The 26,334-nt window shown below is 70.1% G+C and carries 26 protein-coding genes and 1 pseudogene; 10 read left to right on the forward strand and 17 right to left on the reverse strand.

Annotated features, from left to right (window positions below):
- Nucleotides 1–26: 26 nt before the first annotated feature.
- Nucleotides 27–542 carry a YceI family protein gene (locus tag RV986_RS09055; protein WP_475916893.1) on the reverse strand — a complete coding sequence of 172 codons (516 nt, stop codon included), beginning with the start codon at nt 540–542 and terminating at the stop codon, nt 27–29.
- 189 nt (nt 543–731) lie between these two features.
- Between RV986_RS09055 and RV986_RS09060 the strand changes: the two genes are divergently transcribed.
- Nucleotides 732–1,277, forward strand: coding sequence for a MarR family winged helix-turn-helix transcriptional regulator (locus RV986_RS09060; RefSeq protein ID WP_475916894.1), 546 nt, complete (start codon nt 732–734; stop codon nt 1,275–1,277).
- An 85-nt stretch (nt 1,278–1,362) separates the two neighbouring features.
- On the opposite strand, the gene RV986_RS09065 is transcribed toward RV986_RS09060, so the two are convergent.
- Entirely contained in the window at nt 1,363–2,157 is a 795-nt protein-coding gene (locus RV986_RS09065; protein ID WP_475916895.1) for a maleylpyruvate isomerase family mycothiol-dependent enzyme, read from the reverse strand.
- 66 nt (nt 2,158–2,223) lie between these two features.
- Nucleotides 2,224–3,108, reverse strand: coding sequence for a dioxygenase family protein (locus RV986_RS09070; protein WP_475916896.1), 885 nt, complete (start codon nt 3,106–3,108; stop codon nt 2,224–2,226).
- A 199-nt stretch (nt 3,109–3,307) separates the two neighbouring features.
- Here RV986_RS09070 and RV986_RS09075 point away from each other — a divergent pair, with 199 nt between their 5' ends.
- Nucleotides 3,308–3,562 (forward strand): hexameric tyrosine-coordinated heme protein, encoded by a 255-nt coding sequence (locus tag RV986_RS09075; RefSeq protein ID WP_475916897.1) that lies wholly within the window; start codon nt 3,308–3,310, stop codon nt 3,560–3,562.
- Between the two features lie 44 nt (nt 3,563–3,606).
- Here the strand turns inward: RV986_RS09075 and RV986_RS09080 are convergent.
- Nucleotides 3,607–5,081 (reverse strand): IS3 family transposase gene (locus tag RV986_RS09080; protein WP_475916898.1). Its coding sequence is split into 2 segments (ribosomal slippage): nt 3,607–4,733 and nt 4,733–5,081, totalling 1,476 coding nucleotides; the frame shifts between segments, so codons are not numbered across the junction.
- 258 nt (nt 5,082–5,339) lie between these two features.
- Between RV986_RS09080 and RV986_RS09085 the strand changes: the two genes are divergently transcribed.
- Nucleotides 5,340–5,813 carry a hypothetical protein gene (locus tag RV986_RS09085; protein ID WP_475916899.1) on the forward strand — a complete coding sequence of 158 codons (474 nt, stop codon included), beginning with the start codon at nt 5,340–5,342 and terminating at the stop codon, nt 5,811–5,813.
- 372 nt (nt 5,814–6,185) lie between these two features.
- On the forward strand, nt 6,186–7,475 hold the full coding sequence (locus RV986_RS09090) for a YhgE/Pip domain-containing protein (RefSeq protein ID WP_475916900.1): 1,290 nt from the start codon (nt 6,186–6,188) through the stop codon (nt 7,473–7,475).
- Between the two features lie 22 nt (nt 7,476–7,497).
- Here RV986_RS09090 and RV986_RS09095 read toward each other — a convergent pair whose 3' ends face one another.
- From RV986_RS09095 to RV986_RS09115, 5 genes are all read right to left on the reverse strand, one after another.
- Nucleotides 7,498–7,983, reverse strand: coding sequence for a hypothetical protein (locus RV986_RS09095; protein ID WP_475916901.1), 486 nt, complete (start codon nt 7,981–7,983; stop codon nt 7,498–7,500).
- Nucleotides 7,984–8,161: 178 nt separating this feature from the next.
- Nucleotides 8,162–8,356 carry a ferredoxin gene (locus RV986_RS09100; RefSeq protein WP_475924225.1) on the reverse strand — a complete coding sequence of 65 codons (195 nt, stop codon included), beginning with the start codon at nt 8,354–8,356 and terminating at the stop codon, nt 8,162–8,164.
- An 86-nt stretch (nt 8,357–8,442) separates the two neighbouring features.
- A complete protein-coding gene (locus tag RV986_RS09105) occupies nt 8,443–9,639 on the reverse strand; it encodes a cytochrome P450 (protein WP_475916902.1) in 1,197 nt (398 codons plus the stop codon).
- 58 nt (nt 9,640–9,697) lie between these two features.
- Nucleotides 9,698–10,381, reverse strand: coding sequence for a TetR/AcrR family transcriptional regulator (locus RV986_RS09110; protein ID WP_475916903.1), 684 nt, complete (start codon nt 10,379–10,381; stop codon nt 9,698–9,700).
- A gap of 6 nt (nt 10,382–10,387) precedes the next feature.
- Nucleotides 10,388–11,608: a cytochrome P450 gene (locus RV986_RS09115; protein ID WP_475924226.1), complete on the reverse strand. Its 1,221-nt coding sequence runs from the start codon at nt 11,606–11,608 to the stop codon at nt 10,388–10,390.
- A 243-nt stretch (nt 11,609–11,851) separates the two neighbouring features.
- Here RV986_RS09115 and RV986_RS09120 point away from each other — a divergent pair, with 243 nt between their 5' ends.
- Nucleotides 11,852–13,345, forward strand: coding sequence for an MFS transporter (locus RV986_RS09120; RefSeq protein ID WP_475916904.1), 1,494 nt, complete (start codon nt 11,852–11,854; stop codon nt 13,343–13,345).
- A 294-nt stretch (nt 13,346–13,639) separates the two neighbouring features.
- Here RV986_RS09120 and RV986_RS09125 read toward each other — a convergent pair whose 3' ends face one another.
- Nucleotides 13,640–14,863: an NAD(P)/FAD-dependent oxidoreductase gene (locus tag RV986_RS09125; protein ID WP_475924227.1), complete on the reverse strand. Its 1,224-nt coding sequence runs from the start codon at nt 14,861–14,863 to the stop codon at nt 13,640–13,642.
- A gap of 212 nt (nt 14,864–15,075) precedes the next feature.
- Here RV986_RS09125 and RV986_RS09130 point away from each other — a divergent pair.
- Nucleotides 15,076–16,550, forward strand: a protein-coding gene (locus RV986_RS09130; protein WP_475916905.1) for an IS3 family transposase whose coding sequence is annotated in 2 segments (ribosomal slippage) — nt 15,076–15,424 and nt 15,424–16,550 — 1,476 coding nt in all. Because the reading frame shifts where the segments join, the coding sequence is not laid out codon by codon here.
- 178 nt (nt 16,551–16,728) lie between these two features.
- Here the strand turns inward: RV986_RS09130 and RV986_RS09135 are convergent.
- Both RV986_RS09135 and RV986_RS09140 read right to left on the reverse strand, forming a co-directional pair.
- Nucleotides 16,729–17,445: a response regulator transcription factor gene (locus tag RV986_RS09135; protein WP_475916906.1), complete on the reverse strand. Its 717-nt coding sequence runs from the start codon at nt 17,443–17,445 to the stop codon at nt 16,729–16,731.
- Between the two features lie 554 nt (nt 17,446–17,999).
- On the reverse strand, nt 18,000–18,524 hold the full coding sequence (locus RV986_RS09140; RefSeq protein WP_475916907.1) for a MarR family winged helix-turn-helix transcriptional regulator: 525 nt from the start codon (nt 18,522–18,524) through the stop codon (nt 18,000–18,002).
- A gap of 557 nt (nt 18,525–19,081) precedes the next feature.
- On the opposite strand from RV986_RS09140, the gene RV986_RS09145 reads away from it, so the two are divergent.
- Both RV986_RS09145 and RV986_RS09150 read left to right on the forward strand, forming a co-directional pair.
- Nucleotides 19,082–19,564: an SDR family NAD(P)-dependent oxidoreductase gene (locus RV986_RS09145; protein WP_475916908.1), complete on the forward strand. Its 483-nt coding sequence runs from the start codon at nt 19,082–19,084 to the stop codon at nt 19,562–19,564.
- Between the two features lie 122 nt (nt 19,565–19,686).
- A complete protein-coding gene (locus RV986_RS09150) occupies nt 19,687–20,730 on the forward strand; it encodes a zinc-dependent alcohol dehydrogenase (RefSeq protein ID WP_475916909.1) in 1,044 nt (347 codons plus the stop codon).
- A gap of 97 nt (nt 20,731–20,827) precedes the next feature.
- On the opposite strand, the gene RV986_RS09155 is transcribed toward RV986_RS09150, so the two are convergent.
- The 3 genes from RV986_RS09155 to RV986_RS09165 all read right to left on the reverse strand — a co-directional run bounded on the left by RV986_RS09155 (nt 20,828) and on the right by RV986_RS09165 (nt 23,457).
- Complete coding sequence (locus RV986_RS09155; protein WP_475916910.1) at nt 20,828–21,850, reverse strand: NHL repeat-containing protein; 1,023 nt, start codon at nt 21,848–21,850, stop codon at nt 20,828–20,830.
- A gap of 7 nt (nt 21,851–21,857) precedes the next feature.
- The gene (locus RV986_RS09160) at nt 21,858–22,754 is read right to left on the reverse strand and encodes a helix-turn-helix domain-containing protein (RefSeq protein ID WP_475916911.1); all 897 of its coding nucleotides are present in this window, start codon (nt 22,752–22,754) and stop codon (nt 21,858–21,860) included.
- Between the two features lie 121 nt (nt 22,755–22,875).
- Nucleotides 22,876–23,457 carry a dienelactone hydrolase family protein gene (locus RV986_RS09165; protein ID WP_475916912.1) on the reverse strand — a complete coding sequence of 194 codons (582 nt, stop codon included), beginning with the start codon at nt 23,455–23,457 and terminating at the stop codon, nt 22,876–22,878.
- Nucleotides 23,458–23,784: 327 nt separating this feature from the next.
- Between RV986_RS09165 and RV986_RS09170 the strand changes: the two genes are divergently transcribed.
- Entirely contained in the window at nt 23,785–24,885 is a 1,101-nt protein-coding gene (locus RV986_RS09170) for a beta-ketoacyl-ACP synthase III (protein WP_475916913.1), read from the forward strand.
- 34 nt (nt 24,886–24,919) lie between these two features.
- A pseudogene (locus RV986_RS09175) lies at nt 24,920–25,123 on the forward strand (SCO4225 family membrane protein); the annotation flags it as partial.
- On the opposite strand, the gene RV986_RS09180 reads toward RV986_RS09175, so the two are convergent.
- Together RV986_RS09180 and RV986_RS09185 are read right to left on the reverse strand one after the other, a co-directional pair.
- The gene (locus RV986_RS09180) at nt 25,111–25,305 is read right to left on the reverse strand and encodes an enolase C-terminal domain-like protein (protein WP_475924228.1); all 195 of its coding nucleotides are present in this window, start codon (nt 25,303–25,305) and stop codon (nt 25,111–25,113) included. The pseudogene RV986_RS09175 and the gene RV986_RS09180 sit on opposite strands and share 13 nt — an antisense overlap.
- 313 nt (nt 25,306–25,618) lie before the next feature.
- A complete protein-coding gene (locus RV986_RS09185) occupies nt 25,619–26,188 on the reverse strand; it encodes a TetR/AcrR family transcriptional regulator (protein ID WP_475916914.1) in 570 nt (189 codons plus the stop codon).
- Between the last annotated feature and the right edge of the window lie 146 nt (nt 26,189–26,334).

Here is a 26,334-nt window from a genome sequence, read left to right on the forward strand (position 1 = left end):
TGCCGCCGCGCTGGCGGCGGGCCGGCTCAGGCCTTGGCGCGGGTGAAGACGAGCGTGCCGATGACGGTGGTCAGGCCGCGGAGCATCCCCATCTGGTTCCAGCCCATGTCGAACTGGTCGCGGTCCACGGTGAACTCCGCGGTGAGGGTGACGGTGTCGGCGCTCGCCTCGGTCACCCGGCCGGTGACGGGCTGCGGCCGGCTGATACCGCGCACGGTCAGCTGTCCGCCGATCTCGACGGTGTCGTCCGCGCCGGGAGCGGCGTTACGGGCGGCGAAGGTGATCGTGGGGTGCCGGTCCGCGTCGAAGAGGTCGGCGGAACGGAGGTGCTTGTCCCGCTTGGCGTTCTTGGTGTCCAGGGACGCGACATCGATGGTGATGGTGCCACTGGCGGTCCCGTCGGGCTGTACCTCGCCCTCTCCGGTGACGCCGGTGAAGGTGCCCTTCACGGTGACCATGCCCCACATCGTCTTGTGCTTGATCGCGACGGTGGTACGGGCGGAGTCGAGCTGCCACAGGCCGGTTTCGACAGCGACGGTCATGAGTGTTCTCCAGACGGTTACGAGCGGTGCACAGCGGTGAGACGACCCACGGTGTTACGACGCACGAAGGTGCGACACAGGGAAGCGCGCGGCACCCGGGGACTACGGGGACAACGTCGATCATCCAAATTTGGATGACCCCACGCTAGCCGGTTCTTCAAATTTGGACAACCGGTAGACTGTGACACCATGGCCGACTCATCCACCCCCGCTGATCTGCCCGAACATGAGCCGACGGGCGACGGCGAGCTGCTGCCCGCCCCGCTGCGGGCCTGGATGCGCCTGCTGGCGGCGGCCGGGGCGATCGAGCAGCAGTTGCGTGCCCGCGTCAAGGACAGCCTCGATGTCACGCACGACGAGTTCCTGGTGCTGTGCCTGCTGGCCGACCAGCCCGGCTCCAGCCTGCGGATGACAAGGATCGCGGAGTTGCTCGGCCGCCCCAAGACACGGCTGACGTATCAGGTGGCCTGCCTGCAGCACGCGGGCCTGATCACCAGGCGCTCGGCGTGCGGGGACCGGCGCGGCATCGAGGTGGCCCTCACCGACAAGGCGCGCCGCCTGTTGCGCGAGTCCACGGGTCCGCTGGCCGACGCCGTCTCGCAGGCCATCGCCCAGACGGCCTGCGCACAGCGGTACGAGGCGCTGCACGACTTGTTGCCACCCGTACCGGAGCCCGGCGCGGACCCCGGGACGCCCCTGGAGGGTGAAGTGACCCCCGAGGGGCTGAGCAAGTAGCCCGGGCGCAGGCGGTGACCCGGCCCGCCTGTACAAGCCCGCCTGTACAGCTTGCCCGTACAGGGCGCCCGTACAGCACGGCGGGTCAGAAGCCGGGGAAGACCCGCCGCAGGTCGTCCAGCGTGAGGGTGTCGCCCCTGAGGGTCACCCCGGCCGGGGTGTGGGCGGCGGCGTGGCGGCCGGTGACGAGGCGCAGCCACCACTCGGCGGGTGCGCTCAGGACGGCGTCGGGCTCGGCCGGTTCGTCGGTGAGGGCCACCGCGTCGCCCAGGTCGAGTCCGAAGGAGCGCGGCGGGGAGATGGTGCGGACCGCGAGGCGGGCGTGGCGTCCACCGAGGGCGTCGGCCTTGCCGAGGAAGCCTATGAGCAGGCCGGCCTGGTCGAGGAGCGGTTCGACCGCGGCGGGTGCCAGGGCCGCCGTGCGGTCGAAGGCCACCTCCACGTCCCAGGTGTGGTGGGTGAATTCGCCGAGCCGCAGGCCCGCCACCGTCGCGACGTCCACGGGCGCCGGCAGGAAGCCGAGATCGACCCGGAGTTCTCCGCGGGCCCCCGCGTCGAGCGCCTCGTAGCCGCGTACCAGTGCCTCGTTGGCGGTCACGAAGCCCTCGGCGCGCTCGACGGGGGTCATCGCGTCCCAGCGCGCCCACACCGACTTGTTGAAGTCGCCGTCCTTGGGCCCGCTGCCGTTCAGCGCACCCTCCAGCGAGGCCAGGCCGATCTCGGCGCCGCTGCCCAGGTGGCTGAGGACCTGGGACACGTCCCAGTCCGACGCCCCGGACCGCCGGGTGAGGTCGGCGGTGGCGAGCCCGTGCACCACGGTGGCCAGGTAGTCGTGCCCGCTGCGCAGGGCGTCGATGGTCTGGTCGGCACGCTCGGTCATATCTCGACTCCGTTGAGGTGGAGGGGGTTTGTGAGGGTACGGGAGGGTACGGAAGGGTACGGGAGGTCACACCGCGGTCTGGAAGGATCGCTTGGAAAAGCCCATCATGTAGCCCTCGACGGTGGTGCGCACCGCCCGGTCGGCGCGCGGGCCGGCGCCCAGCGTGACGAAGAGCGGGATGTAGTGGTCGACCGTGGGATGGGCGTACGGCATCCCGGGCGCCCGGGTCCGGAACGCGGCGAGTTCGTCCACGTCGCCGCGGGCGAGCGCGTCGGCGACCCAGGCGTCGAAGTCCGAGGACCAGCCCGGCACTTCGCCCTTGGTGAGCATCTCGCGGGTGAGGAACGGCAGCCCGTGCGTCATGAACCCCGAGCCGATCACCAGGACGCCCTCCTCCCGCAACGGGCCCAGCCGGGCGCCGAGTTCGAGGAGCCGGCCGGGGTCGTGGGTGGGCATGCCGAGCTGCAGCACCGGGATGTCACCCAGCGGGTACATGGCCATCAACGGCACCCAGGCGCCGTGGTCGAGGCCTCGGGAGGGGTGCTGGTACAGCGACTCGCCGTCCGGCATGGTCCCGGCCACCCGGTGCGCGAGGGCGGTCGCGTCGGGGGTGTCGTACGTCATCGTGTAGTACCGCGGGTGGAAGCCGCCGAAGTCGTACACCAGGGGGGTGTGCGCCGCCGGGGCGGACAGGCACAGCGGCGCCGCCTCCCAGTGCGCGGAGACGATCAGGACGCTCTTCGGCTTCGGCAGGGACTGGGCCCACTCGAACAGTTCGCCCAGCCAGGGTCCGTCGTCGAAGAGCGGGGGCGCCCCGTGGCTGACGTACAGCGCGGGAAGGGGTCCGTCCGCGGGCGTCCAGGCGCGCTGGGCGCGGGCTCGTGGCAACGCGTCGATCAGGAACCGGTCGTACGCTCCGGCGGGCACCTCGGGATCGAGGAGGGAGTTCATGCCGGTCCTTACGTGAGTGAGGGCGCCCCGGAACTGCGGCACGACGACCCACGGGACACACGGCTTTAAACTTGAACCTTCAAGTTTTACTCTAGGTCATCCCACTTGAGCCGTCAACCAAACGTCCGTCTCACCCGCCCGGCCGAGCCGTGTGTGTCGCGGCCCGTACCGGCACGAACGCACCGGCGAAACTGCCGCCATGAATCGCGTACCCGAAGAAGGCCTGATCCTGGTCCCCGGCGGCTCCCTCCTCACCAAGACGCCGGAAGAGGGCCGCGCCCTGGCCGTCGAGATGGCGCGGCACACCATTCACACCATCCAGCCCGACCTGGACGTCCTCAAGGGCGGACGCCCCAACTACTCCACCCTTCCGGACAGCCTGATCCACGCGGCACAGGTGGTGGCGCTGGAGTTCCAGACGATCGCCGCGGCCAACGGCTACTGGCGGAACTGACCTCCCCCGGAGCCTGTCAACGCGATCAAGGCAGGTAGATCGTTCTATCCCTGTGCCGGGATCGTTTGATCGTCGTGTCGGAGGTCGGCGGGCTTGTTGATCCAGGCGGCCTCGGGGAGTTTCGGTGGTTCGGGTGCCCCGCGGACGAATCGTTCGGGGTGCTGGCGGTAGACGCTCGTGAGGACGTCGGCGCGCATCTCGCGGAGCTGGTCGGCGAGGCCGAAGTGCACGTCGAAGGGGGTATGCATGGCTATTCCGGAGTGCCGGTGGGCGAGGTTGTACCAGTCGAAGAAACCGGTGCACCAGGCGCGGGCGTCCTCGATGCAGCCGAACCGCCCGGGAAAGTCGTGCCGGTATTTGAGGGTCTTGTACTGACTCTCCGAGTACGGATTGTCGTTGGACGTCTTGGGCCGAGAGTGCGACTTGGTGACACCCAGGTTGTTCAGCATCTGCGCGACGTTGTGGGCGATCATCGGCGAACCGCGATCCGAGTGGATCGTCAACTTGCCTTGCCGGACGGGGTACTTGGCGATCGTCGAGGACAGGAACTGCTCGGCCAGCTCCTTGTTCTCCGAGGCGGCGACCATCCAGCCGACCGTGTAGCGGCTGTAGATGTCGATGATCGTGTAGAGGCAGAAATAGCTGCCCTTGACCGGGCCCTTCAGCTTCGTGATGTCCCACGACCACACCCGGTTGGGTGCGGTGGCGATCAGCTCGGGCTTCTTGCGCGGCGGATGCGTGGCCTGCCGGCGCCGTTCGCGGACCTCGCCGTGCTTGCGCAGGATCCGGTACATCGTCGCCTCCGAGCACAGGTAGATGCCGCGGTCCAGCAGCACCGCGCAGATCTCGGCAGGCGCCATGTCGACGAACTCGGCCGAGCGCAGCACGGCCAGGACCTTCGCCTCCTCCGTCTCTGTCAGAGCCCGCGGATGCCGCTTGCGCTCCCGCTTCTGCCGCACCGGAGCCGGGGACCTGCGGTGGTGCCGATACCAGGTCGCCCGGCTCAGGCCGAGCGCGGCGCACGCCTGCACCCGTCCCACCAGCAACGACAGCGATTCCAGGGCCTTGGCGCGGGCGGCCTCGAAGACCCCTCCCGCTGCCGTCACGGCTTCTCGCCCGTCGTCCCGTCGCTGCCCGTGGCGAGTTGATCCAGCAGCGCGGAGAGTTTTCCCTGCACCTCAATGACGGTGCGGGCCTTGCCCAACTCGCTGCGGAGCCTGGCATTTTCGGCTTCGAGCCGGGCGATCTCCTTCTCTCTGGGATCCGCCTTCGGCCGGCCCGCAGGGGCGGCGAGCGCCGCCTTCGCGCCGTTGTCCCGCTGCTGGCGCCAGTTCGTGATCAGCGACGAGTACAGACCCTCCCGCCGCAGCAGGGCACCCTTGCCCTGCTTGTCGAGCGTCTCGTACTCGGCCAGGATCCTCGCCTTGTACTCCGCCGAGTACCGCCGCTGCCCGGTCGACCGGGGTGTCACCTGCGGATCCGGGGCCCCGTGGTCGTTGGTGCCGGCCACTACGGGCACTCCTCCTTCTCCGCCCTCGACTCAATGAATCATCCAGTATGCCTGGCTTGAGTCACTTTGACAGAGAGGGCCCCTCCCTGCCGAAGAGGAGTGCCGTACGCGATCGGACCTAGTCCGATCTTCGTATGCGTGATCGGACCAGGGTTGGACGCGGTGGCCGACCCGCTTCACTAGGGTCGACCGGAGTCCACGGTCGTCAGACGCAGCTCAGCGGTGGACCGTCCCGAGTTCGGGCTGCCCGCCGAAGGAGTCCACCGCGTGTCGCGCCATTCCTCTGCTCCCCGCCCGCACCATCAGGTCGCCCTCCCCCGCCCCGCCCAGCAGACCGCACTACGGCTGCTGCGCGCCTACGCCGCCTGCGACGCGCGGGCCGTCGCCGCGGCGCTGGACACCCTGGACGAGTCCGCCCTCGACGACACGTACACCTATCTCTGTGCCGTCATGGACGTCACCCTGCGCCTCACCCTGACCGCACAGCCCCCGGCCCGCGATGTGGGCCGAGCCGCCGAGCACGCGGCCACGGCGGCCCCGCCGCACTACGAGTTCGCCTTCGGCCAGGCGGTACGGGCCTGGGCGGCGGGGGACGCGGACGCGCTGACCCGTGCCGCAGACGCGGATCTGCGCGGCGCCGTGCATCTGCTGGCCGTGCTGACCGTCGCCCTCGGCATCGCCGTCCTCGACCTCGACGGCCTGAACGCCCTGCTCAACTGCCTCCCGGAAAACCCGAGTTGAACCGGAGGTCCAGCCTCTGACGGAACGGCTTCCGGTGGAACGGCTTCCGGTGGTACGGCTTCTGATGCCGCGGTGAGGCGAAGTTGACGCCCATGGTGACGGTGTCGGCCGTGATCAGGCGCGGGTCCCGCTCATGCCGCCGGGGCACACACCGACTTGCGCCGGCCATCCGCGGACCGTACGGACGCACAGCGGACCGTACGGACGCACATGGCCCACGGCAGCGCGAGAACGCCCCGGCGGTGTGGGGCGGGGCGCGGCGCGTCGCTGAACGCCGTGCCGCCGCACCCCGCATCCTGACCGGGCGGGCGCCCCTCCCCCGCCCGCGCCGGTCCCGCGCCGCCCCGACCCGACCCGACCCGACGGAGAACCATGGCCGCCGACAGCACTCCGCGTCCCGACGAGGCCCCCGTACGGGCGAGTGCCGCCGTGCTCCTGCGCCGCCCCAGGCTGTGGCTGCTGCCGACCGTACTGAGCGGGCTGCTCGCGCTGCTGCTGTCCCTGCTCTACATGGGCGGCATCGTCGATCCGAACGGGGACCTGCGCGACCTGCCCATCGGCATCGTCAACGCGGACCAGGGCAAGCCGCTGTCCGGGCAGCCGACGAACCTGGGCACCCAGATCATCCGGTCGGTCGGCGCCGCCACCTCCGGCAAGGTCGAGTGGCAGCAGCTCACCCGGGCCCAGGTCCAGGACAGGCTGGCCTCCGGGAAGATCTACGGCGCCCTGGTCATTCCGGCCGACTTCACCAGTTCCGTCGCCGCGCTCACCACCGCGAACGCCACGGCCCGGCCGACGCTCACGGCGCTGACCAACCCCGGTATGGGCAGTCTCGGCTCCTCACTGGCGAGCCGGATCACCCAACAGGCCGCCCAGCAGGCCTCCCTGACGATCGGCAAAGACCTGATGGCGTCTGCCGCCACCGCGCAGGCCGACGCCACCACCCGCCTGCTGCTCGCCGACCCGGTCGCCCTCACCACCCAGGTCGGCCACCCCATCGGCGACCACAGCGGCCTGGGGCTGAGCGCGTTCTACTACACGCTGCTGCTGGTGCTGGCCGGATTTCTCGGTGCGAACGTCATCAACAACGGCGTCGACACCGCCCTCGGCTACGCCGACAACGAGATCGGCCCCTGGCACGCCCGCCGCCCCACCGTGCCGATCAGCCGGACCCAGACGCTGCTGCTGAAGATGGGCATGACCGCCGGGATCACGGTCCTCACCACCGCGCTGGTCATGGCCGCCACCGTCGGAATCCTCGATATGGACGCCTCGCACCTGCCGCTGCTGTGGGTGTACTCCTACTGCGCCTCACTGGCGGTGGGCCTGGGTGTCCAGTCCATCAACGCGGCCTTCGGCGGGATCGGCCAGCTCGTGTCCATGTTCGTGTTCATCGTCCTGGGCCTGCCGTCCTCCGGATCCACCATCCCGCTGCAGGCCGTCCCCGGCTTCTACCGCTTCCTGGGCACCTTCGAGCCCATGCGCCAGCTCGGCGGCGGCGTCCGCGCCATCCTCTTCTTCGAGGCCCGCGCCGACGCCGGTCTGGCCCGCGCCTGGATCATGATCGCGATCGGCACCGCCCTCGCCCTGCTCTTCGGTCTCGCCATGACCCTTTACTACGACCGCAAGGGCCTGAGCCGTCTGACCCCGCAGCCCGCCTGAGCGCCCCGGGCACCGATGGATGTCACGGCCGCGTGGTCGCGTCCGTGCCCTGCAGTTGCCGGATGGTTCCGCCGACCTTCGCGCGCAGCGGTTCCAGGAGCTTCGGCTCTGCGCTGATCGCCCAGCGCGGACCGACGAGATACGTACCGCCGTACATCGCGGCGCTGTCCAGCCAGGTCAGTTTGTAGCGCTCCTCGGGGAACGTGGTGATGAGGTAGTCGCCGGTCTCGGTGTGGCAGGCGCCCTCACGGAGTTCCTTCGCCTCGATGCGGATCGTGACCTTGCATCCGGTGAGGTTCGCGATCACCTCGACGTCCGCGGGCGCCACCACCTCGACGGCAGCGCCCTTCTTCGACGCCTTGCGCTCCGCCGCCTTCGCGTCCGCGTCGGCATCGCAGGCCGTGGCCAGGGGAAGGAGGGCCAGGCTGCCGGCCAGTGCGGCCCGTCGCACGAGGTGGGTGGAGGAAGAGGGCCGACCGGTACGTCCTCGGGGCTGCTGCTGGGGCACGTCGTCTCTTCCCTGTCCGGTGCGGTTCGTGCGTGACTCGAATGAACTCGAATGAACTCGAAGATCTTGAAGGACTCGAAGAACTCACAGAGGGATACGGGGGGACGTCGGGCGACGTTCACTCCCGGCGACGAGTTCACACGCCGTTCCCCGCCTCCCCGAAGGGGCGCGGGGGGCGTCAGTCCTCGATGTGGATGGCCAGGGCCGGGCAGACCGCGGCGGCGTGTCGGACCCCGTCAGCCCGCTCCGCCGGCGGGGCCTCGTCCAGGAGAACGACTATGCCGTCCTCGTCACGCTGGTCGAAGACCTCCGCCGCGGCGACCACGCACTGCCCGGACGCGACACACTTGTCCTGATCGACCGTCACCTTCATGAGTCTCTCCTCCCTCTCCCTCTCCCTCTCCCTCTCCCTCTCCCTCTCCCTCTCCCTCTCCCTCTCCCTCCCCCTCTCCGGCTCCCTCACCAGGCCACGGGCAGTGCGTAGACCCCGTACACGGACCCGTCGTGCTTGAACGCGAGCCGGTCGAGGTCGGTGGCCAGGCGCAGGGTGGGAATGCGGCGGTAGAGGGTGCCGTAGACGACTTCGAGTTCCATACGGGCCAGCGGCTGGCCCAGGCACTGGTGGACGCCGAAGCCGAAGGCGACATGGCGGCGCGCGTCGCGCCCGAGGTCCAGCCGGTCGGGGTCGGCGAAGACGTCGGGGTCCCGGTTGCCGATGTCGTTGGGCATGATCACCCCCTCCCCGGCCCGGATCACCTCCCCGGCGAACTCGATGTCGGCGAGCACCGCCCGGCGTCGCCCGCTGTGCGTGATGTTGAGGTAGCGCAGCAGCTCCTCGACCGCGGACGCGATCAGTCTCGGGTCGTCCGTGTCGCGCAACAGGGCCAGCTGGTCGGGGTGTTCGAGCAGGGCCAGAGTACCGAGGGCGATCATGTTCGCCGTGGTCTCGTGGCCGGCGAGAAGCAGCAGCACCCCCATCTGTGCGGCCATGTTGCGCGTCAGTTCGCCCGACTCGACCCGCTCGACCAGTCCGGACAGCAGGTCCTCGCCGGGGTGTGCGATCTTCTGCCCCATGAGGTCGTCCAGATAGCCGAGGAGGTTCCCACTGGCCCGCGCCCGCTCGTCGGGGTCCACACCCCGCTTGATCAGGACACCGCTGTTCCGCTGGAAGAAGTCGTGGTCGGCGTAGGGCACACCGAGCAGTTCGCAGATCACCAGCGAGGGCACCGGCAGGGCGAACGCCTGCACGAGGTCCACCGGTTGAGGGCCCGCCAGCATGTCGTCGATCAGACCGTCGACGATCCTCTGCACGGCGGGCCGCATCGCCGCCACCCGCTTGATGGCGAACGGAGCCGTCACCATGCGCCGCAGCCGGGCGTGCTCCGGATCGTCCATCAGGATGAAGCCGACGTTGTTCGGCCCGCTGACGGGGCCGGCGCTCGGATACCCGGGAGAGTCGGGGTTGGCACTGACCCTCGGATCGCCGAGCAGGGTCCGCTGGTCGTCGTACCGGGTCACCAGCCAGGCGGTCCTGTCGTCCCACAGCCTCACCCGCGTCAGCCGGGTCTCCCGCTGCTTGGCCCGCAGGTCAGGCGGTGGGTCGAAGGGACAACGGGCCGCCCTGTTCATGGGGAAGCCCGGGATCTCGGTGGTCATGACGTCCTCCGATTCGTGGGGGATGCATCGTTCTTCGGCGAACCCATACGCGGATGGCTCAGTCGCGGCAGCTCTCACCCCTCCCACGGCGCGGGCAGGGCGTGATCGGCGCCAGCCACAGGGCGACGATCGCGTCGATCAGGCCGAGCCCGGCGTCGTGCCAACTCGACCGGGGCGTGGGGGTGTTCTCGGCAAGGGCACGCTCGCGCTCGGCACACATGTGCACCAGCAGTTCCCGCGCCATGTCACTCCGCTCCGCGTGCACCTCGACCGGCAGATCGGCGAGACACCGGTGCAGCCGTTCGAGGACCGTCCGCATCGACGGGGAGCTGAGGGTCTCGTCGATCATGATCTGGCGGAGCGCCGGGTCGGTCATCACCTGAGCGTTGAAGCGGGCGTACCACGAGGGTCTGCCGAGCTCCGCCAGGTGCTCGGTGAGGGGGCGCACCAGGCAGTCCACCCAGTCCCGGATGTCGCCGGAGTCGTCGTCGATCTCGGCGAGCAGCCGCAGGCGCAGCTGCTCGATCTGTGCGGAGTGCTTGCGCACGATCGCCCGTACGAGGTCGGCCCTGGTCCCGAAGTGGTAGCCGACCGCGGCGTTGTTGCCCTGCCCCGCGGCCTCGCTGACCTGGCGGTTGGAGACCGCGTACACCCCGCGTTCGGCGTACAGCCGCTCCGCCGCGGTCAGGATCGCCTCCCGCGTCGCACTGACCTGTTCGGCCCGTACGGCTTTGGCCGCCATGACCGGTCACCACCTCACCGGGACTTCGCGCAGCCCTCCGACGACCAGTCCCTCGAGCCGCCGCAGCTCCTCGACCGGAACGGCCAGGTCGAGCGAGGGAAGCCTACGCAGCAGTACGTCGAGGGCGACCGCCAGCTCGGTGCGGGCGAGCGCCTGGCCCAGGCAGGAGTGCGGTCCCACGCCGAACGCCAGATGGGTGTTCGGGGTACGGTCGAGCCTCATCTCCTCGGCCTGCTCGAAGGCGGTCTCGTCCCGGTTCGCGGCGGCCATGCTGCACAGCACGGTGGTGCCCCGGGGCAGCGGGGTGTCGCCGACCTCGGTGTCCTCACCGATGTAACGCGGCATGCCGAGCCCGGGGTTGGCGTCCAGCCGCAGCGCCTCCTCCACCGCGGAACGCACCAGCGACCGGTCCGCGAGCAGCCGCTCCCAGTGCCGCCGGTCGGCCAGCAGCATGGCCACCATCTTCCCGATCATGTTCGCCGTGGTCTCGTGCCCGGCGACCAGCAGACCCTGGCCGGTGAACACCAGTTCCCTGTCGGACAGTCGGCAGCCGGCGGGATCGGTGGCCCTGGTGAGGTCGCTGAGCAGGTCGTCGCCCGGCCGGGCCCGCTTGGCGGTGACATGGTCGGTCATATAGGCGACGAACTCGGCCTGCGCCGCGTCGATTTCGCGCTGCTGGTACTTGGTCAGGTTGAGCAGGGTGTCCGACCAGTAGGAGAACCTGTCCCGGTCCGTGTCGGGGACGCCGAGCAGGTCGCAGATCACCCACACCGGCAGCGGGAAGGCCAAGTGGGCCTTCAGATCGGCGGGTTGGCCGTGTTCCACCATGGTGTCGACGAGCCGGTCGGCCATCTCCTCCATCCCCGGGCGCAGCGCGGCCATCCGCCTGACGGTGAACCACTTGCTCACCGTCCGTCGCCAGCGCTGGTGGGCCTCGCCGGTCTGCGGCAGGGCGTTGGACATCTCGTTGTTGAACGGTCCGCCCGCCCCGGTGGCGGAGACGCGGGCCGCGTCGTCGGCGTTCAGCAGCCGGCTGAAGCGCGGGTCGGACAGGATCTGCCTGACGTCCGCGTAGCGGGTGAGCAGGGACGCCTCGTCGCCACTGGGCAGGGCCACGCGCGCCACCGGACACCGCTCCCGCAGCCGCGCCCACTCCTCCGGCGGCCCGAGCGCTGTCGTGCCCGGAATCGGGTAGGTCAACGGCCACCGGTCCGCACGCACATCCATCGCGTCGGCATGTACGCCGTCCCCGGCATCGCCGCGCACGCCGTCCATCCGGTCGTCCCGTACGCCGTCCATCCGGTCGTCCCGTACGCCGTCGTCCATCGCATCGTCACGTACGTCCATCGTGGTCTCCTCCGGCTCGTTCGATTCAGCCGTCTCCACCCCATCAGGCAACCCCATCCGCTAATCTAAGTCAAGCAACTGCTTTAAAATCCGGCCATCGCAGCACCAGACGGAGGCTCCGCCATGCCCGAGGCTCTTGCCCAGCCCTCCGAGTCCGGGACGAGCGGCCCGCCGCGGCCGGACACCGTCGTGGCAGTGCTGGCCTTCGCGGGAATCGTCGTCTCGCTGATGCAGACCTTGGTGATCCCCCTGGTCCCCGAACTCCCCGGCTACTTGGGCGCCTCGGCGTCGGACACCACATGGGCGATCACGGCCACCCTGCTGGCGGGAGCCGTCGCGACCCCGGTGGTCGGCCGCCTCGGGGACATGTACGGCAAGCGGCGCATGCTCGTGGCCAGCCTCGCCATGCTGGTGGCCGGATCCGCCGTCTGCGCCCTCAGCGACAGCCTGGCCCCGATGGTCGTCGGCCGGACCCTGCAGGGACTGTCGGCCGGAGTGATCGCGCTCGGCATCAGCATCATGCGCGACGAGCTGCCGGCCGAACGGCTCGGTGGGGCCACCGCGATGATGAGCGCCTCACTGGGCATCGGTGCCGCGCTCGGCCTGCCCGCGGCCGCGTTCCTCGCCGATCACGCGGACTGGCATCTGCTGTTCTGGACCGCGGCGGGCTTCGGGGGCGTCGCCGCCGTGCTCGTCGTGACACTCGTACCGGAATCGGCCCTGCGGACCGGTGGCCGTTTCGACCTGCTGGGGGCGGCCGGCCTGTCGATCGCCCTGCTGTCTCTGCTGCTGGCGATCTCCAAGGGCGCCGACTGGGGCTGGACGAGCGCCACCACCCTCGCCCTGCTCGTGGTGGCGGTCGCCGTGCTGCTGGTGTGGGGCCGCTGGGAACTGCGCACGGGGCAGCCGCTGGTCGACCTGCGGACCACCGCACGGCGTCAGGTGCTGTTCACCAACCTCGCCTCCGCCGTGTTCGGCTTCTCGATGTTCGCGATGGCCCTGGTGCTGCCGCAGCTCCTGCAGTTGCCCAAGGCCACCGGTTACGGCCTCGGGCAGTCGATGCTGACCGTCGGCCTGGTCATGGCGCCCAACGGCCTGGTGATGATGGCCACGGCACCGCTGTCCGCACGGATCTCGAAGACCAAGGGCCCCAAGGTGACCCTGATGCTGGGCGCCCTCGTGGTCGCCGTCGGCTACGGCCTCAGCGTCGCGATGATGTCCGCCCTCTGGCAGCTCGTCCTCGTCTCCAGCATCATCGGCGCGGGCGTCGGTCTCGCCTACGGCGCGATGCCCTCGCTCGTCATGGGGGCCGTGCCGGTGTCCGAGACCGCCGCGGCCAACAGCCTGAACACGCTCATGCGGTCCATCGGCACCTCGGTCTCCAGCGCGGTCGCGGGGGTCACCCTGGCCCAGCTGACCACGCCGTTCGGCTCTGTGGCCCTGCCCTCCGAGAACGCGTTCCGCGTGGTCATGGGCATCGGCGCCGGGGCCGCCCTGGTCGCCTTCGGCTTCGCCGCCTGCCTCCCCCGCCGGAGCCCGCTCAGCGGCCCGGCGGTATCCACACCGGTGCCGGCGGGGCCGTCCACGCCGGCGGACAACTCCGCGGTCGGGCCGTAGAGCCCCGGGGGCGCCCGGGCGGGTGGGAACGGAACCGGGGGGAGCCGGGCGTCCCGGAGGCTCCGGGCCCACCGCCGCTGCCCGCACCCGTGGCGGGCCCGCGTGCCTGGTGATGATGACGTACGCGGCCTGTGTGTCGTCCGCGACGGCGGTCACGGGGCCGAGACCGGGAGAAGGTCCGCGGTGGTGCGGGTCGCGGCGAGGGCGACCTCCCGTTTCCGGGTTCAGCGCCGCGCCGATCCCGTCGCGGACGGAACACCCCCCGTGCGCACGACGGGGGCGACGAGTCGGCCCTCAGAGGGACGGTTCGCCGTGGACGACCTCCTTGGTGTCGGCCTCTGTCGTCCACGCCCACGTCCTGATCGCCTCATGCCAGCTGGTGCCGGTGGCGATGGCCTGCCGCCAGGGACGCATGGCCTTGGGCGGCATCCCGACCGCGAGAGCCCCGGCCAGCCGATCACCCGTGCGGTAGATGGCGACGAACCGCCGCTCCCGCAGGTCCCCCTCCACCACCGCGATCTCGTCGTGTCCGCGCAGATGGCCGAAGGCCTGGACCTTCATGTCGTACTGGTCCGACCAGAAGTACGGCACCGGCGCGAACGGCTTGCGCGCCCCCGGATGCAGCAGATTGCGGGCGGCGGCCATCCCCTGCTCGGCGGCATTGGTCCGGTGCTCGATCCGCATCGACGTCCCGAACAAGGGGTTGTGCCAGCGCGCCACATCCCCCGCCCCGTACACATCGGGAGCCGCGGCACTGAACTCGTCGCACACCAGCCCGTCCCCCACCTTGAGGCCGCTGTTCTCCAGCCACTCGGTGTTCGGCAGCGATCCGATCGCCACCAACACCTCGTCGGCCGGCACCAGTTCACCGCCCGCGAGCAGCACGCCGTCGTCCATCACCTCGGTGACGATCACCCCGGTACGGAGATCGACGCCATGCTCCAGATGGGCCGCCGACAGCACCCGTCCGACCTCGTCACCGACCGCGTGGGCCAACGGCACCCGCGCGGGTTCCAGGAGGGTCACCTCCGCACCCATGCCCCGCGCCACCGCCGCCGCCTCCGCACCCAGGAACCCCGCACCGACGACCACCAGCCGCCGCCCCCGCTCCAACCGCTCCCGCAGCGCCAGCGCATCCTCCACCGTCCGCAGCACATGCGCCGCACCCGCACCGGGCAACCGACGCGGACGCACACCGGTCGCCACGATCAGACCGTCGTACGAAATCTGCGACCCGTCCGCCAACAGCACCGTACGCGCGGCCGCGTCAAGACCCGTCGCAGCCACCCCCAGCCGCAGATCAAGACCCAGCCCACCCAGATCCTCATCCGAACGCAGCGGCAACCGCTCCGCACCCCACTCACCGGACAGAATCTGCTTCGACAACGGCGGCCGGTCGTACGGCGCGTGCACCTCCTCACCCACCAACGTCAACGCACCGCCGAACCCCTCCCTGCGCAACGTCTCGACCGCCGCCAACCCGGCAGCCGAAGCACCGACGACCAGAATCCGCCGCATCCCTCCGTCAGCCGGATCACCACGCCATTGTGTGTCGGCCATGTCACTCCTCGGTCAGGGGGTCCGACCCCAAACCGTGGGCCGGGACAAGGTAGTTGTAGACCTGGGTGAACACAGGCAATCGAATCCGGCTGACGCCCTCCCCTCTCTGTCAAAGTGACTCAAGCCAGGCATACTGGATGATTCATTGAGTCGAGGGCGGAGAAGGAGGAGTGCCCGTAGTGGCCGGCACCAACGACCACGGGGCCCCGGATCCGCAGGTGACACCCCGGTCGACCGGGCAGCGGCGGTACTCGGCGGAGTACAAGGCGAGGATCCTGGCCGAGTACGAGACGCTCGACAAGCAGGGCAAGGGTGCCCTGCTGCGGCGGGAGGGTCTGTACTCGTCGCTGGTCACGAACTGGCGCCAGCAGCGGGACAACGGCGCGAAGGCGGCGCTCGCCGCCCCTGCGGGCCGGCCGAAGGCGGATCCCAGAGAGAAGGAGATCGCCCGGCTCGAAGCCGAAAATGCCAGGCTCCGCAGCGAGTTGGGCAAGGCCCGCACCGTCATTGAGGTGCAGGGAAAACTCTCCGCGCTGCTGGATCAACTCGCCACGGGCAGCGACGGGACGACGGGCGAGAAGCCGTGACGGCAGCGGGAGGGGTCTTCGAGGCCGCCCGCGCCAAGGCCCTGGAATCGCTGTCGTTGCTGGTGGGACGGGTGCAGGCGTGCGCCGCGCTCGGCCTGAGCCGGGCGACCTGGTATCGGCACCACCGCAGGTCCCCGGCTCCGGTGCGGCAGAAGCGGGAGCGCAAGCGGCATCCGCGGGCTCTGACAGAGACGGAGGAGGCGAAGGTCCTGGCCGTGCTGCGCTCGGCCGAGTTCGTCGACATGGCGCCTGCCGAGATCTGCGCGGTGCTGCTGGACCGCGGCATCTACCTGTGCTCGGAGGCGACGATGTACCGGATCCTGCGCAAGCACGGCGAGGTCCGCGAACGGCGCCGGCAGGCCACGCATCCGCCGCGCAAGAAGCCCGAGCTGATCGCCACCGCACCCAACCGGGTGTGGTCGTGGGACATCACGAAGCTGAAGGGCCCGGTCAAGGGCAGCTATTTCTGCCTCTACACGATCATCGACATCTACAGCCGCTACACGGTCGGCTGGATGGTCGCCGCCTCGGAGAACAAGGAGCTGGCCGAGCAGTTCCTGTCCTCGACGATCGCCAAGTACCCCGTCCGGCAAGGCAAGTTGACGATCCACTCGGATCGCGGTTCGCCGATGATCGCCCACAACGTCGCGCAGATGCTGAACAACCTGGGTGTCACCAAGTCGCACTCTCGGCCCAAGACGTCCAACGACAATCCGTACTCGGAGAGTCAGTACAAGACCCTCAAATACCGGCACGACTTTCCCGGGCGGTTCGGCTGCATCGAGGACGCCCGCGCCTGGTGCACCGGTTTCTTCGACTGGTACAACCTCGCCCATCGGCACTCCGGAATAGCCATGCATACCCCCTTCGACGTGCACTTCGGCCTCGCCGACCAGCTCCGCGAGATGCGCGCCGACGTCCTCACGAGCGTCTACCGCCAGCACCCCGAACGATTCGTCCGCGGGGCACCCGAACCACCGAAACTCCCCGAGGCCGCCTGGATCAACAAGCCCGCCGACCTCCGACACGACGATCAAACGATCCCGGCACAGGGATAGAACGATCTACCTGCCTTGATCGCGTTGACAGGCTCCGCTCCGGCCAATTGCCTGACATGGAGCTGACGTGATCGACATCACATGGCGAAGTAGCTCACAGTTCACGGCTCACAGTTCACGGCTCACGGCTCACGGCTCACGGCTCACGGCTCACGGCTCACGGCTCACGGCTCACGGCTCACAGGGTGGCGCGGCCGAGCCAGTAGCCGAAACCGCGGCGGGTGTGGATGAGTGGCGGTTCCTCCTGGTTCACCTTGCGTCGGAGGCGGGAGACGAGTTTCTCGATCGCGTTCTCGGCCCGGACTTCGCCCCATACGTACCGGCTGATCTGATTCTTCGAGAACACCTGTTCCGCGTTGACCAGCAGATGACGCAGCAGGCGGTACTCGGCGGGAGTCAGATCGAGCACCCGTTGCCCGCGCCGCGCCTGGCAGGCGGCGTCGTCCAGGACGAGGTCGCCGTAGCGCGGCGAGCCGTCCCGGCGCCCGGGACCTCTGCCGCGCAGCAGTACCTGCACCCGGGCCAGCATCTCGGCGATCCGGAAGGGCTTGGTCACGTAGTCCACCTCGCCCAGGCCCAGATCGGGGATGAGGCTGCCCAGGGATTCGCACACGGTCAGGAACAGCACGGGCGGGCGCCCGGCGGCCGTGAACCGGTGTCTGCGGGGGAGGCCGCCCAGGTCGGGCATCATCGCGTCGAGGACCACCAGGTCGAAGCGGTGCTCGGCGAGCCGGGCAGTCAACTCGGCGCCGCTGCCCGCCATTTCGACCTGATACCCCGCCAATTCCAGAGTGGTCGAGAGCAGTTCGGTGACTACGGGGTCGTCGACCACGACGAGGAGGTGCTGCCCCTGCCCACGGACCGGCGACCGCCGCTCACTCACGTTTCCGTACATGGAAAGACCATTCGTGTAGGGCCGGGCTTCACGCCTGAACGGCACCGGGTAACGAGGGTGCACTCACGGGGACTCCTCCGTGGGTTTCCGAAAGGGGAGAGGTGCATGTGCGGCACTGCGGGCACTGCTGAACGGTCTCCACAAAGCGATACGTCTGAGCGGTGCTTCCGAGTCGCACTTCCGAGTGGTCGGGCTGCGCGTGCTGCTGGTCGGCAGGACGGGGTGAGCCGCCGCCGAGCGGTCGACCGGGCGGGAGTTTGTGGTCCCGAGCGATCGATCCAGGTATGCCGCCGCGGAACGGTCGGCACGGGTGTGAGCCTGTTACGCGGTCGAGCCGACGCGACCCCTCCGTACGGCCGGGCCGGGTACGAGCCCTCTTCCCGTCGGATCCCACACAGACCGTCCGTTCCGCCGAGCCGCATGCAGCCCTTCGGTCCGGGCAGCACCCGACATGAGCCTCGCCTTCGGACAGGACGTGGCGCGGTCCGCTCGTTCGGGCAGACCGGGCGTGCCCCGCTGCCCCGGAGGGCGAGGTCCGCCCCCCCGTGTTCCGTTCAGGCCGGGTGCGTGGCCCCGGCCGTCTCGCGGGTGGTCTCCTCGTCCTCGATCGTGTAGGAGAGGAAGTCGTCGACCATCCGGTGAAACAGGGTGGCAAGCTGCTGCAGTTCCTGTGGCGACCAGTCCGCCAGCGCCATCTGCATCCCCCGGGTGCTCGCCTCGCGGATGCGGTGGACCGCCTCCTCGCCGGCCGGGGTGATCTGAATGCGCTGCGCACGGCGGTCGTCGGGGTCCGGGACACGTGTCACGAGACCGGCCTTCTCCAGCTGCTGCACCTGCCGGGTGATGTGGGACGCCTCCACGGCAAGCCGGGCCGCCAGTTCGCCGGGGCGCATGGGCTCGGAGTCGGCGATCTGCCGCAGCAGCGCCGTGGCCGCACGGTCCAGCGCCACTCCGGCCAGCGCCATCAGCCGGTCGTGTTGCCGGATGCCTCTGGCCAGGTAGGTGATGCGACTCAGAGCTCGCTCGATCTCCAGCATGGCGGTCGAGACGGGGACGTCTGCGGGCGGCGGTGTGGGCATACGCCGAGTCTAGCATCTGATTGCCTGAGTCAAGTAATCTTGCAACCATTTGCTTGACTCAAGTACTTCGCATATGGTTGCCTAACTCAAGTAAGCCACTGTCCCTCGCGATCGGGGCTGTCCGTCGCGATCAGGACCGGGCGAGCCGTATACCCGAGCCGCAGGAGTTCTCATGACAGACACCACCATCTGACCCTCCCCTGATGACCGTCCGCGGCGCGGTCACCGAGACAAGCCCACGGCACCCGCCATGGGCACACGGACCGGGGCCTCCCCGAGCGGTGGCGGCCCCGCCGCGCCGAACCCGTGGGGACGGGGTACGGCGCAGCTCCCGGGCCCGGCGGCCGGTTCATTTCCCCCGTCCGCCGCCGGGTCCGGGGACATCGCTCGACGTCGCCTCTCCCCTCTCCGCCGGGGCCAGGCGCAACAGGCTCAACAGACGCAAGGAACGACAGCCGACGTCGGCGAACCCACGGCGCATACCGCGAACGCATGCGGAGCAACAGGAGCACTGCATGAGGAGCACTGCATGAGGGACACGGCATGAGGGACACGGCATGAGGAGCACCGGTCTTGAAGGGCGCAGCGTCATCGTCACGGACGGAGGGTCCGGCACCGGCCGGGCGGCGCTGGAATTCGCCGAGGAAGGGGCGAAGGTGCTGATCGCGGACCTGGACAAGGACGGTGCCACGCAGGTCGTCAAGACGATCGCGTACGCGGGTGGCACGGCCCGCGCGGTCGTCGGTGACCTCAGTGACCCGCGCGTGGTGGAGCGGGTCGTGTCGACAGCGGTGGAGGCCTTCGGCGGCGTGGACGTCCTGGTGAACAACGCCGGTGTGACGGACCGTATGTCGGCTCTCGCCGACACCGACGACGTCGAGTGGGAGCGGATCCTACGGGTCGACCTCACGGCGCCGTTCCTGCTCAAGGTGGCGGACGCCGAGAAGCAGGCCGCCGCCATCGGCTTCCTCGCCTCCGACGCCGCGAGCGACATCAACGGCGCCGTTCTGCCCGTGGACCACGGCTGGTCCGCCGTCTGACGACGGACTCCTGATCCGATCGGGGCGCGGTCCGCGCGAACCGGTCACGGCTCGTCCGCGCCGGAAACACCCGTCCGAGCCAGAAACAACAGTCTCGCCCTCTCCAGAAAGCGACTCACTCCATGGCCACCATGAAGTCCGTACAGACCGGCGCCGTCAACGCCATCGACGTCGTGGACGTCGAGCGCCCCGTCCCCGGTCCGAAGGACGTCCTGATGCGCATCCGCGCCTGCGGCATCTGCGGAACCGACACGTTCTTCCTGCACATCGGCGGCGCGCCGTTCGGCCCCGACGGCTCCATGACCTCGATCCCCCTCGGGCACGAGCCCGCGGGTGAGATCGTCGAGGTCGGCGCCGAGGTCGTGGACCTGAAGGTGGGCGACCGTGTGGTGGTCAACCCCCAGGACGCCCCCTCCGGCATCATCGGCTGCGGCGGCAGGTTCGGCGGCCTCAGCGAGTACCTTCTGATCGAGAACGTCGAGATCGGCAAGAGCGTCGCCGTCTTCCCCGAGACCGTCCCCTTCCATGTCGCCGCTCTCAACGAGCCCATGGCCGTGGCCCGCCACTGCGTCAACCGCTCCGGGGCCGAGCCCACCGACAATGTCGTGATCTTCGGCGCCGGACCCATCGGCCTGGGCGCCGCGATCTGGCTCAAGCTGCTCGGTGTCCAGCACGTCACGGTCGTCGACGTCATCCCCGACCGTCTGGAGACCGCGCTCGCGGTCGGCGCGGACGCGGTCATCAACTCCGCCAAGGAGAACCTGACCGAGCGTCTGACCGAACTGCACGGCCAGGCCGCGAACGCGCTCGGCCAGCCCCGGCCCAACACCGACATCTACATCGACGCCGCCGGTGTCGCCGCCGTCATCAACACCACCGTCGAGTCGGCCAAGTGGGGCGCCAAGCTGGTCATGGTGGCCGTGCAGAAGAAGTCCGACGCGATCGACCTCGGCGGCATGCTCCGCAGCGAGCTGACTCTCATCGCCTCACAGGGCTACCCCACCGAGATCTTCGAGGTGACCCCCGAACTCATCGAGAACCACGAGCGCTTCGCCAAGCTCATCAGCCACAGCGTCCCCTTCAGTGATGTCAGGAGCGCCTTCGAACTCGCGCTGACGCCGGGCGCGGCGGAGAAGGTCGTCGTGACCTTCGACGACGAGCAGTGACACCCAGGCCCGGGCGGGGGCACCCCACCCCCGCCCGGGCTCTGAACGAGACACCGGCACCGGCACCGGCACAAACACCGGCACGGGCGCCGATGGCCTACCGGGAGCTCCCCTCGATCGACGCGGGGGCGAGCAGGAGGTTGGGGTCGGCGGCTGTGCTGTAGGCGGCGCTCAGTACGTAGAGGGTGCCGTGGCGCAGCGCGAGGGAGGTCGGGTTCTGCAGGCCGTCGACGGCGGTGAGCACGGTCGAGGAGGTGCCGTCGCGCTGGATGCGCACGACGGTGTTGGGGCCGTTGAGCGCGGCCAGGATCTCGTCACCGCGGCCGGTGAAGGCGAAGTCGTCGATCCCGGCGAGGCCCGTGGCCCGGATCCGGACGGGGCCGGGCCGGCCGCCGGGGCCGAACGGGATGCGCAGCACGGTGCCCTGGTCGAGATTGGTCGCCCACAGCGCGTTGTCGTGGATCTTCAGACCGTTGACGCCGAGGAAGCCGGTCGCGGCGAGCTCGGGGGCGGCGGACCAGGTGGTCGGTTCACCTCCGGTGGTCCCGGTGGTGGAACCAGTGGAGGATCCCTTGGTCGGCACGGTGAAGATCCTGCCCAGTACGGAGTCGGCGATGTAGAGCCTGCCGTGGCGTTCGTCCAGCACCAGCCCGTTGGGCAGGCCGTCGGCGGGAAGGGCGGCTATGCGCTGCGGGGTGCCGCCCGGGCGCAGCCGCCACAGGCCGGTCAGGTCCGAAGTGCCGGTGGCGTAGAGGAAGTACAGCGTCCCGTCATGGGCTCGGACGATGCCGGTGGTCAGGGCGAAGCCGAGCACCGGGGTGTGCACACCGCCGTCGGCCGGTGCCGGCAGGGTGGCCAGGACGCGTGTCGCCCCCGTCGTACTGACGGCGGCCACCTGGCGGGCGGCCGCGAAGGTGACGTCGGCCGTGCCGTCCGGCTCCAGCGCGATGTTCTCCGGCATCTGCCCCCGCGCCAGGTCGAAGTGCGCGGCGATACGGGGCTCCGCGAGCGGCCCGGTGGCGGCCGCCGCGGAGGTCGCCGTGAGGGTGGTGAGCGCGGCGACAGCGGTCATTCCGGCAGCCGTGATCGCGCGGGCGAGTGCGGTCGGGTTCTTTCCCATGTGTTCTTCAGATGTCTTTCTGATCGGCTTTCGGGCGCACGAAGTCACGTGCGCGTGGGGCGGCGGAACTGCTGTGCGGGAGGAGAGTCATGGCGGCCCGGGACGGCGAGTCGGCCTCGGTGGTCGCGAGGACGACGTGCTGTCCCGGTTCGGTGTGCAGGGTCTGCTGGGTGACGTCCATGGCGCCGACCAGCGGATGCCGCATCCCGTAGACCGCGACATCGCTGGTCTTGACCCGGTGGTCGGCCCACATCGACGCGAACTCGGCGCTCTTGACGGTCAGTTCACCGACGAGCGAGGCGAGCGCCGGGTCGTCGGGGTACTGCCCGGACGCCAGGCGCAGGGCGCCCACCGTGGCTCTGGCCTTGGCCGGCCAGTCCGCGTACAGATCGCGGGTGTGGGCGTCGAGGAACACCATGCGGGACATGTTCGGCCGTTCGCCCGGCCGGTCCGGGCCGTCCGGGTCGAGGTGCCCGGCGTACAGCGCATGCCCGGCGCGGTTCCAGGCCAGTACGTCGCTGTACCGGCCGAGCACGACCGCCGGCAGCTCCCCGAGCGCGGCCAGGAGTTGTGCGAGCGCCGGTGAAACCCGTTCCGGTGCCGGTCGGCGCGTGGGAGTGCGGTGCCGGGTGCCGGCGGACAGCTCCCGCAGGTGCCGGCGTTCGGCCTCGCTCAACCGCAGGGCCTGTGCGATCGCCTCCAGGACGTCGGGGGAAGCCTGGGACTGCCCCTGTTCGAGCCGCGCGTAGTACGACTCGCTGACCCCGGCCAGCCGGGCCAGTTCCTCGCGCCGCAGCCCCGGTACGCGACGGGCTTCGCCGTACGTCACCACGCCGAGGTCCTCGGGCCGCAGTTGCGAGCGGCGCGCCCGCAGGAACTCGCCCAGCTGTCGTTTTCCGTCCATGCCCCGAGTATCGGACGCCCCTGGGGGGGCCGGCCACACCCTGCCCGGGAGCCCCGCAATGCCCGCAATACGCGTAATGTCCGCCATATCCATCATGTCTGTTACATCTGTAACGCCGCCACTAAACGATGCCGTCGAGGAAGCCGAGCACCCGCTGGGTGAACAGGGTGGCGGCGTGCTCGTCGTACGAGGGCAGGCTGTTGTCGGCGAACAGGTGCTGCTTGCCCGGATAGAGGAAGAGCTCGGCGGCGTCGGGGGCCGCCTCGACCAGGGCGCGGGCCGCGTCGAGATCACCCTCGTCGACGAAGAACTCGTCCGCCTCCATGGCGTGGATCTGGACCGGGACCTCCCCCGGCCAGCCGTCGCCGAACTCCGCGGTCGGGACGCAGGAGTGGAACAGCAGCGCGCCCTTCGCACCGGCCCGGGTCTGGGCGAGGGACTGCGCCGGCAGGACACCGAGGGAGAACCCGGCGTAGACGAGTCCGGTGGGCAGCTCCGCGGCGGCGGCCCGCCCGCGCCGGACGATGACGTCGAACCCGATCCGCTGGGCGTGGGCGACGCCGTCCTCATGGCCCTCGAAGACCCGCCCCTCGTACAGATCCGGGACGTGAACGGTGTGTCCCGCGCCCCTGAGCGTCTCGGCGAACGCATGGACACCCGGTGTCAGCCCGTGCACGTGATGGAACAGCAGCACCTCAGCCATGTCGGTCCCTTCCGTCGGCGGAGCCCGGACGGCCCCCTGGCAACGAGTATGGTCCGCCCCACTGACAACGGCCGTCGGCCGGACGGCCGGTCAGCGCCTTGGCGGTGCCGGCCGGCCAAACACCTGGCCCGCGGGCGGACGCGGCGTTCGGAGGGCGCCCGGAGCGGGGCATTCCGCATTTCGTCCCTCGGATGCGCGGCGCGAGGGCCGAGTGCTTCTTCACTCAAGTGCACGCCCCCCGAGCGCACTTGTCCCCGTTGATCCACAACCGGTTAGGTATGCACCATGCTGCTGTTCCGGCAGCTGACGCGGGGAGAGGTGATGGTGATGTCAGCTGCTGTTGTCTGTGGGATCGGCACATGTCTGCCGGAGCGTGTCGTCAGCAATGAGGACCTGACGGCCCGTCTGGAGACTTCGGACGACTGGATCCGTTCCCGTACCGGTATCGCACGGCGCCGGATCGTCGAGCCCGGCACCAGCACCGGGGATCTCGCGGTGGCCGCCGGACGGGCCGCGCTGGCCTCCGCGGGGCACGGCGCCGACTTCGTCCTGCTGGCGACGACGACCCCGGACCGTCCCTGCCCGGCGACCGCGCCCGAGGTGGCGCATCGCCTCGGGCTCGGCGAGGTGCCGGCGATGGACGTGTCGGCGGTGTGCTCGGGGTTCGTGTACGCGGTCACGGTCGCGAGATCCCTCATGGCGTCCGGGACGTGCGCCCGTCCGCTCGTGATCGGCGCCGAGGTGTACACGTCGATCGTCGACCCGCTGGACCGGGACACCGCCGTGATCTTCGGCGACGGAGCCGGGGCGGTCGTACTGCGCGCGGGCCGGACGACGGATCCGGGCGCGCTGCACGCCGTCGACCTGGGCAGCGACGGCTCCGGCGGCGACTTGATCACGGTGGCCGCGGGCGGCTCCCGGCGTCCGCGCGCCGATGGTGAACTGCCGCGCTCCCAACGGTACTTCCGGATGCAGGGCCGTACGGTCTACCGGCACGCGGTGCACCGGATGACGGCCTCGTCCCGCCTCGTGCTGGAACGGGCCGGCTGGCCGCCGCGGTCGGTGCGGGCCTTCGTAGGTCACCAGGCCAACCAGCGCATCCTCGACTCCGTGGGCGACCGGCTCGGCATCGGCACCGAGCACCGTTTCGGGAACATCGCCGAGGTCGGCAACACCGCCGCCGCGTCCATCCCGCTGGCCCTCGCCGACACCGCCGCACGCGGCCTCGTCGGCCCTGGCGAGCGCAGCCTGCTCACCGCCTTCGGCGGCGGCCTGACCTGGGGGTCCATCGCGCTGTCCTGGCCGGAGGCGGTGCCGGTCCAGCGGTCTCTGCCGGCCCCCGCCGCACGTCGGCTGAGCACGGTCCCGGCTCCGGCGCGGGTGCCCCGCCAGTACGGGCCGCAGCCGCACCACCCGCCCACCGCCTAGGTGGATCAGTCACATCGGATGAGTAGTCGTATTCGACACGTTCTTCGTCGACCACCCCGACGCCTCCATGGCCGCCGTGGTGCCCTGGCTGCTGACCGCCCCGCTGAGCCTGCTCTACACCCTCCTGCCCGACGGCTCGCTCTCCGGCACCCACACCGGACTGTTCACCGTCCTCTACCTCGCGGGGATCGCCGTCGCCGCCCTCGCGAACGCCGCCTTCATGGGTCACGCCGTGCGCAGGCTGCGCCAGCCGTTCCCCGGCACCGCTCCCGGCGCCCGACCATCGGCGGGGCAGAGCTCCTCGGCGAAGGTCAGGTTGAGGTCGGCCATCTCGCGCAGGGCGCGCGCCGCGTCGGACGGCGTCCAGCCGCGGTTGCCGTCGATGTAGAGCTCGACGTCCGGGCCGAGGGCCGCCCGCAGCGCCCGGCAGGCCGCGGCGTCCTCGCCGTACGGTCGGCGTCAGCATCACTTGCGGCATCTCCCGCTTCACCAGCTGTGCCGGCGTGGGCAGTTGTCGGTACGAGGCGGATCCCGTCAGGCCGATCCGGAGCACCCCTTCCGCGTCCGAAATGACGTGTCTCGGCGACGGCCGTGAAATACCAAATACCCGATTACAGGTTATTGAGGCGCTGGAGATATCACTGGAGATATCAATAGCCCCCGAAGGACGCGCGGCGCACTTCAGGGGCGTGGGGAGTACTTCAGAGGCGCGGGGAGCTGCGCGATCACGTGCCTACTTGACGTCCGCGGCGTCCAGCAGCGCCGTCACCGTGGCTGTCGTCAGCCCGTCCAGCGTCTCGATCCCGGCGCCGGCCCGGGCGCTCGCCCCGTCGAAGACCAGCATCAGCTGCCGGGCGACAAGGTGCGGGTCACGCGCGCCGCCGAGCTCGGCCTGCGCGCAAAACACCTCTCGCAGACGCTCCTTGGCGGCGCCCGCGACCACCGACGCGGGGTGTTCGGGGTTCTTGATCTCGACGAGCACGGCGAGGAACGGGCAGCCGCGGTACTCGGGCAGCGTGGACGCCTGCTCCAGCCGCTCGAACACGCCCAGGATGCGCTCACGCGGTGTCCCGGCCACCCCGGGATCGGGCGCGAGCTGCTCCTCGTACCCCGGAATCCGCCGTTCCAGGCTCGCCGCGAGGACATGGTCCTTGCTCTCGAAGAGCTGGTACATCGACCGCTTCGAGACCCCGGCCGACCGGCACAGCGCCTCGATGCCGACGGAAACGCCCTCGCGGTAGAAGAGATCGGCCGCCGCGTCCAGCAGCCGGTCCCTCGTGGACACCTTGTCCGTAGTGGTCATACAGGCAGGTTACCGCGCCGGACACGAGAGGGAAACCGATCGGTATACCTGTGCCGCGTGGGCGCAATCACACGTGACACAGCCACTGAACAAGCGCTTGGATAGTCACGGTCGGACAGTGAGTCCCACCCCGCCGCGCCGCGCTG

The organism is Streptomyces sp. RLA012, from assembly GCF_056270325.1.